Origin of the sequence: Desulfovibrio sp. OH1186_COT-070, from assembly GCF_003860215.1 — a bacterium.
GTDB lineage: Bacteria > Desulfobacterota > Desulfovibrionia > Desulfovibrionales > Desulfovibrionaceae > Desulfovibrio.
In genome coordinates this window covers 1-312 of the sequence record NZ_RQYH01000258.1, presented here as the reverse complement: position 1 = coordinate 312, position 312 = coordinate 1, and the positions used below count along the sequence as shown (strand labels likewise).

Here is a 312-nt window from a genome sequence, read left to right as displayed (position 1 = left end):
GTTGTAGATTATAACACCTTTTGCACCTTTTTTACCGGCTAAAATAATCTTATCGGCAAAAGTCTTTCCGCCTCTTTTTACTAAGACCACTTTATCTTTAACTTCTTTTCCGTTATAGTCGGACTCTTCATTTCCAAGACCCGCTTCAACTACATCATAACTTTGTTCTTTTTTATCTGCATCTATAAATTGTTTAGCAGGGTCGGGATCCCCCTCATTGTCATAACCTTGGAAATAATCTCCTGATTTTAATACACCACTAACTCCTTCAATGCTGATTGTTCTAACTCTTTCAACATCAGTATACATAGC

At 36.2% G+C, this 312-nt stretch carries 1 protein-coding gene; it reads right to left on the bottom strand.

Annotated elements, in window-relative coordinates; all coding sequences use genetic code 11:
* The coding region (locus tag EII23_RS12750) for a PA domain-containing protein (protein WP_148091309.1) at positions 1 to 312 on the bottom strand (312 nt) is incomplete at both ends.